The following is a 4,368-nucleotide window of genomic DNA, read 5'->3' on the forward strand; positions in this document are numbered from 1 at the left end:
CCCGGTCCGCGGTGCCCAGTATCTCCGCCACCGTGGTGTTCTCGTTGTTCCCGTCCGTTCCTCCGGAGGAGCAGCCGGTGTAGTAGGCCACGGGGATGGCTTCGTGACCGGTGATCAGGCAGGGCGGGCGGACGCCGAGCCGGTGCAGTTCGGCGGCGGTGCGGGNNACCAGGTGCCACAGCGCGTCGGCGACGGGGATCGCGAGCAGGGCGTAGGCGGGCTGGAGGAAGCGGGGCGCCGCGTACCCGATCATGAAGAGGTACGGGAGGGCGGCCGTGGTTGCGCAGGCCAGCGGCAGCACGGTGGGCAGGGCGCGCCGGGCCCGTACGGCGACGACCAGCGCGAGGACGGCCAGGAGCGGCAGGGCGAACCACCAGAGGGTGACCACCGGATGGGGCATCGTCCCCGTGCACGGGCGGCACAGCCCCCGCCCGCCCAGGCTGCGCAGCTGGTCGTCGACGGCGATCTGCAACCCGAGCCCGCCCTGGATGCGGGAGGCCTCGGCCAGCCGCTCCCCCAGGCCGCCGTACCAGGCGTAGGCCTCGGCCACCCACTCGGCCGCGCCCACCGCGAGGCCCGCCGCGAGTGCGGCCAGAAGGCGGACGTGCCGGCCCGCCAGGGCGAGGACCAGCAGGGGGACCGTCACCCATACGGCGTCGGTGGGCCTCATCAGCGCCATCAGCACGGCTCCCGCCGCGACGCCCCACAGCGCCCCGCGCGTCGGGCGGTCCGCGCGGTACCGCAGGAAGCAGCCGACGGTGAGCAGGGCGCCGATCGCGACCCACTGGTTGGGCATGGCCTGGGGTCCGTAGAAGAGGGTCACCCACAAGGACGCGAAGAGGGCTCCGGCGGTGACCAGGACCCGGGTGGGGAACAGGCCGCGCCAGGCGCGCAGCGCCAGGTACAGGCCCAGGCCGGACAGGAGGGCCAGGTAGACGCGCAGCAGTGCGGTGGACTCCGACCAGGAGGCGACGGGCGCCACCAGGAGGGAGACGCCCCGGGCGCGCGGGGCGCTGAAGAAGGCGGCCGGGTGGTGGGAGGTGACCTGGCTGACGTAGACGATCTCGTCCCAGCCGAGTCCCAGCCCCGGACGGACGAGGACGAGTTGGGCCACGGTGAAGACGGCGGCCAGGACCGCGAGCGGTCCGGCGCCGTCCGCGGGACGCGGGACGTCCGGTGAGGACGTGCGTGCGCGTATGCGTCGCCGCCCTGCGGCGAGAAGGGCACCCTTGCCGTCGGCCATCGTCCGTCCCTCGTCCCGTGTGCCGCCGTTCCTGCCGGTCATCCGCGCGCAAACAGAAACAAACTAACCCGGGGGGCGCGCGGATGACCGGCAGGAACGGCGGCACACGGGACGAGGGACGGACGATGGCCGACGGCAAGGGTGCCCTTCTCGCCGCAGGGCGGCGACGCATACGCGCACGCACGTCCTCACCGGACGTCCCGCGTCCCGTGTGCCGCCGTTCCTGCCGGTCATCCGCGCGCCCCCCGGGTTAGTTTGTTTCTGTTTGCGCGCGGGGGCAGGCGGGACGGGGGACGAGGTCACCGCCCGCCCGGCTCCCGGGGTCCCCCGGTGAGTTCGGCGAGGTCCGTCACGACCCGGTCGGCGCCGTGGGCGTAGAGCGCGTCCGACCGGCCGGCGCGGTCCACGCCGACGACGTAGCCAAAGCGGCCGGCGCGGCCCGCGTCCATGCCGGCCAGCGCGTCCTCGAACACGGCGGCCCGGCCGGGCGGGACGCCGAGGTCCCGGGCGGCGGCGAGGAAGGTGTCGGGGTGCGGCTTGCCGGGGAGGCCGCGTTCCGCGGCGACCACGCCGTCCACGCGGGCGTCGAAGAGGTGCTCGGCGCCGAGGGCGCGCAGCACGTCCCGGCAGTTGGCGCTGGCGGAGACGACGGCGGTGCGCAGGCCGGCGGCGCGCACCGCCTCGATGTAGCGCAGCGTGCCCTCGTAGGCCTCCACCCCGCCGCCGCGGATCCTCTCCAGGAACAGCTCGTTCTTGCGGCGGGCGAGCCCGTGCACGGTGGCGGCGCCGGACGGGTCGTCCGGCGTGCCCGGGGGCAGGCCGGCGCCGCGCGAGGCGAGGAAGGTGCGCACGCCGTCGGCCCGCGGGCGGCCGTCCACGTACTCGGCGTAGTCGGCTTCGGTGAACGGCCGGAAGTCCGCGCCGTCCCGCTCGCGCAGGAAGGCGTCGAACGCCTGCTTCCAGGCCGCCGCGTGGACCTCGGCGGTCCGGGAGACGACACCGTCGAGGTCGAAGAGGCAGGCCAGGATGTTCTCGGGCAGACCCAGATCCGTCATACCGGACATGATCCCGCGTCCCGGCGGACGGCACGCGGCGGGAGGCGGACGGCGGCGGGACCGCCGGCGCCGTCCGGACCGGCCCGGGGGCGGGAGTGACACACTCTCCCGTGTGACGCCGACCTTCGAGGACCTCCTCCACCGCGCCCGGACCCTCGGCCGGGACGGCCGACGTGCGCTGCTCGGCATCGCGGGCAGCCCCGGGGCGGGGAAGTCCACGCTCGCCGGGGAACTGGTGCGGGCCCTGAACGGCACCGGGGAGCCGTGGGCCGCGCACGTCCCGATGGACGGCTTCCACCTCGCCGACGCCGAGCTGGACCGGCTCGGCCGCCGGGACCGCAAGGGCGCCCCGGACACCTTCGACGCGGCCGGGTACGCGGCCCTGCTGCGGCGGCTGCGCGAGGAGACGTACGGGGACGTCGTGTACGCGCCCGGTTTCGAACGGGTGCTGGAGCAGCCCGTCGCGGGGGCCGTTCCGGTGCCGCCGACGGCCCGGCTGGTGGTGACCGAGGGGAACTACCTGCTGCTGGACACCGGGGCGTGGGCGCGGGTGCGGTCGCAGCTCGACGAGGTCTGGTTCTGCGAGCTGGACGAGGAGGAGCGGGTGCGGCGGCTGGTGGCCCGGCACGTGGAGTTCGGCAAGCGCCGGGACGAGGCGGCGGCCTGGGTCGCCCGCTCGGACGGGCCCAACGCCGAACTGGTCGCGCGGACCCGGCACCGCGCGGACCTCGTGGTTCCGGCGTCGGCGGTGCCGCGTGTGCGCCGCTGAGGAACCCTCGTGCGCGGTCGGCGGGCGAGGGGCCGGCGGGGCTCTCCCCGGCCGGGCCCGTACGGTCTCCTCCGCATCGCTCCCCCTGCCCGCCACACCGCGTGGGCTAGATTGAACTCCCCGGGAGACGAAGGAGGCGCCCCGGTGCCATCGCCGCAGCAGGCACGCGCCCAGGCATCCGCGATCACCTCGGGGGAGGCGGGCGAGGAGGCGTCCCCGACGTCCCAGCTCCGCACGCTGTTCGACCGGCCCCGGCTCTCCCCCGGCCAGCGGCGCATCGCCCGGTACCTGATCGAGCACCTGACCGAAGCGGCGTTCCTGTCGATCACGGATCTCGCCGAGCGGGTGGGGGTGAGCCAGCCCTCGGTGACCCGGTTCGCCTCGGTGGTCGGCTTCAGCGGCTACCCCGCCCTGCGGGAGAGGCTCCAGGCGATCGCGCTCGGTGCGCTCCCCGGCGGGCCCGCGGAGGAGAACCGGGGCAACGAGCTGCAGGCGGCGGTGGACGCCGAGGTGGGGAACCTGGAGAACCTGCGGCGGGACTTCGCCGACCCCGGCCGGGTCCTCGGGACCGGCCGGGGGCTGGCGGCGTCCGCGCCGCTGACCGTCCTCGGGCTGCGCATCTCCGTCTCCCTGGCCGAGTACTTCGCCTACGCCGCCCGCCGCATCCACCCGGACGTCCGGCTGGTGACCCGCGGCGGCAGCGTGGCCTACGACGCGCTGCTGCAGTCCCGGGAGGCCGGCGGCACGTGGGTGCTGGCGTTCTCCATGCCGCGGCACGCCCGGGAGACCCTGACGGCGATGCGGGTCGCCCGGGGCGCCGGACTGAAGGTCGCGCTGGTCACCGACCTGGCGCTGGGGCCCCTCGCGGACGAGGCCGACGTCACCTTCGCCACCGGCACCGGGTCGCGCCTGGTGTTCGACTCGTACGCGGCTCCCGGCGTGCTGTGCGCGGCGCTGCTCCAGGCCATGACGGACGCGGACCCGGAGCGGACGCAGGCCCGGCTCGACGAGTACGAGCAGGTGGCCGACCAGTACCGGTTCTTCCTCGGGGACTGATCCCCGCGGGATCCGCTCCCCGCCGACGCCGTCGCGCGGGCCTCCCCCTTCAAAGCACGCATGAATGTTTTCATACGTCTTGCAAACCGCATCGCATATATAAATACTGCTGACGGATCACGACATGTCCACTCCGGACCGTGATCCGCCCCTCCCCGTCCTCCCCCGCTCCGCCGGAAAACCGACGGTCCGCCCCTGCGCAGCCGGACACCTTCGCAGCGGACGGTGCGCTCCCCGGCCGGGCG

The 4,368-nt window shown here is 75.1% G+C and carries 3 protein-coding genes and 1 pseudogene; 2 read left to right on the top strand and 2 right to left on the bottom strand.

Annotation, left to right across the window (positions count from 1 at the left end):
- Positions 1-167: 167 nt before the first annotated feature.
- Positions 168-1,243, bottom strand: a pseudogene (locus AOK18_RS34900) (hypothetical protein); the annotation flags it as partial.
- A 299-nt stretch (positions 1,244-1,542) separates the two neighbouring features.
- Positions 1,543-2,298, bottom strand: coding sequence for an HAD family hydrolase (locus AOK18_RS28325; RefSeq protein ID WP_055696172.1), 756 nt, complete (start codon positions 2,296-2,298; stop codon positions 1,543-1,545).
- Between the two features lie 112 nt (positions 2,299-2,410).
- On the opposite strand from AOK18_RS28325, the gene AOK18_RS28330 reads away from it, so the two are divergent.
- Positions 2,411-3,067 (top strand): nucleoside/nucleotide kinase family protein, encoded by a 657-nt coding sequence (locus AOK18_RS28330; RefSeq protein ID WP_055574729.1) that lies wholly within the window; start codon positions 2,411-2,413, stop codon positions 3,065-3,067.
- A 144-nt stretch (positions 3,068-3,211) separates the two neighbouring features.
- Positions 3,212-4,123 (top strand): MurR/RpiR family transcriptional regulator, encoded by a 912-nt coding sequence (locus AOK18_RS28335; protein ID WP_055696173.1) that lies wholly within the window; start codon positions 3,212-3,214, stop codon positions 4,121-4,123.
- Positions 4,124-4,368: the final 245 nt, after the last annotated feature.

This window comes from Streptomyces prasinopilosus, from assembly GCF_001419695.1.
Taxonomy (GTDB): domain Bacteria; phylum Actinomycetota; class Actinomycetes; order Streptomycetales; family Streptomycetaceae; genus Streptomyces; species Streptomyces prasinopilosus.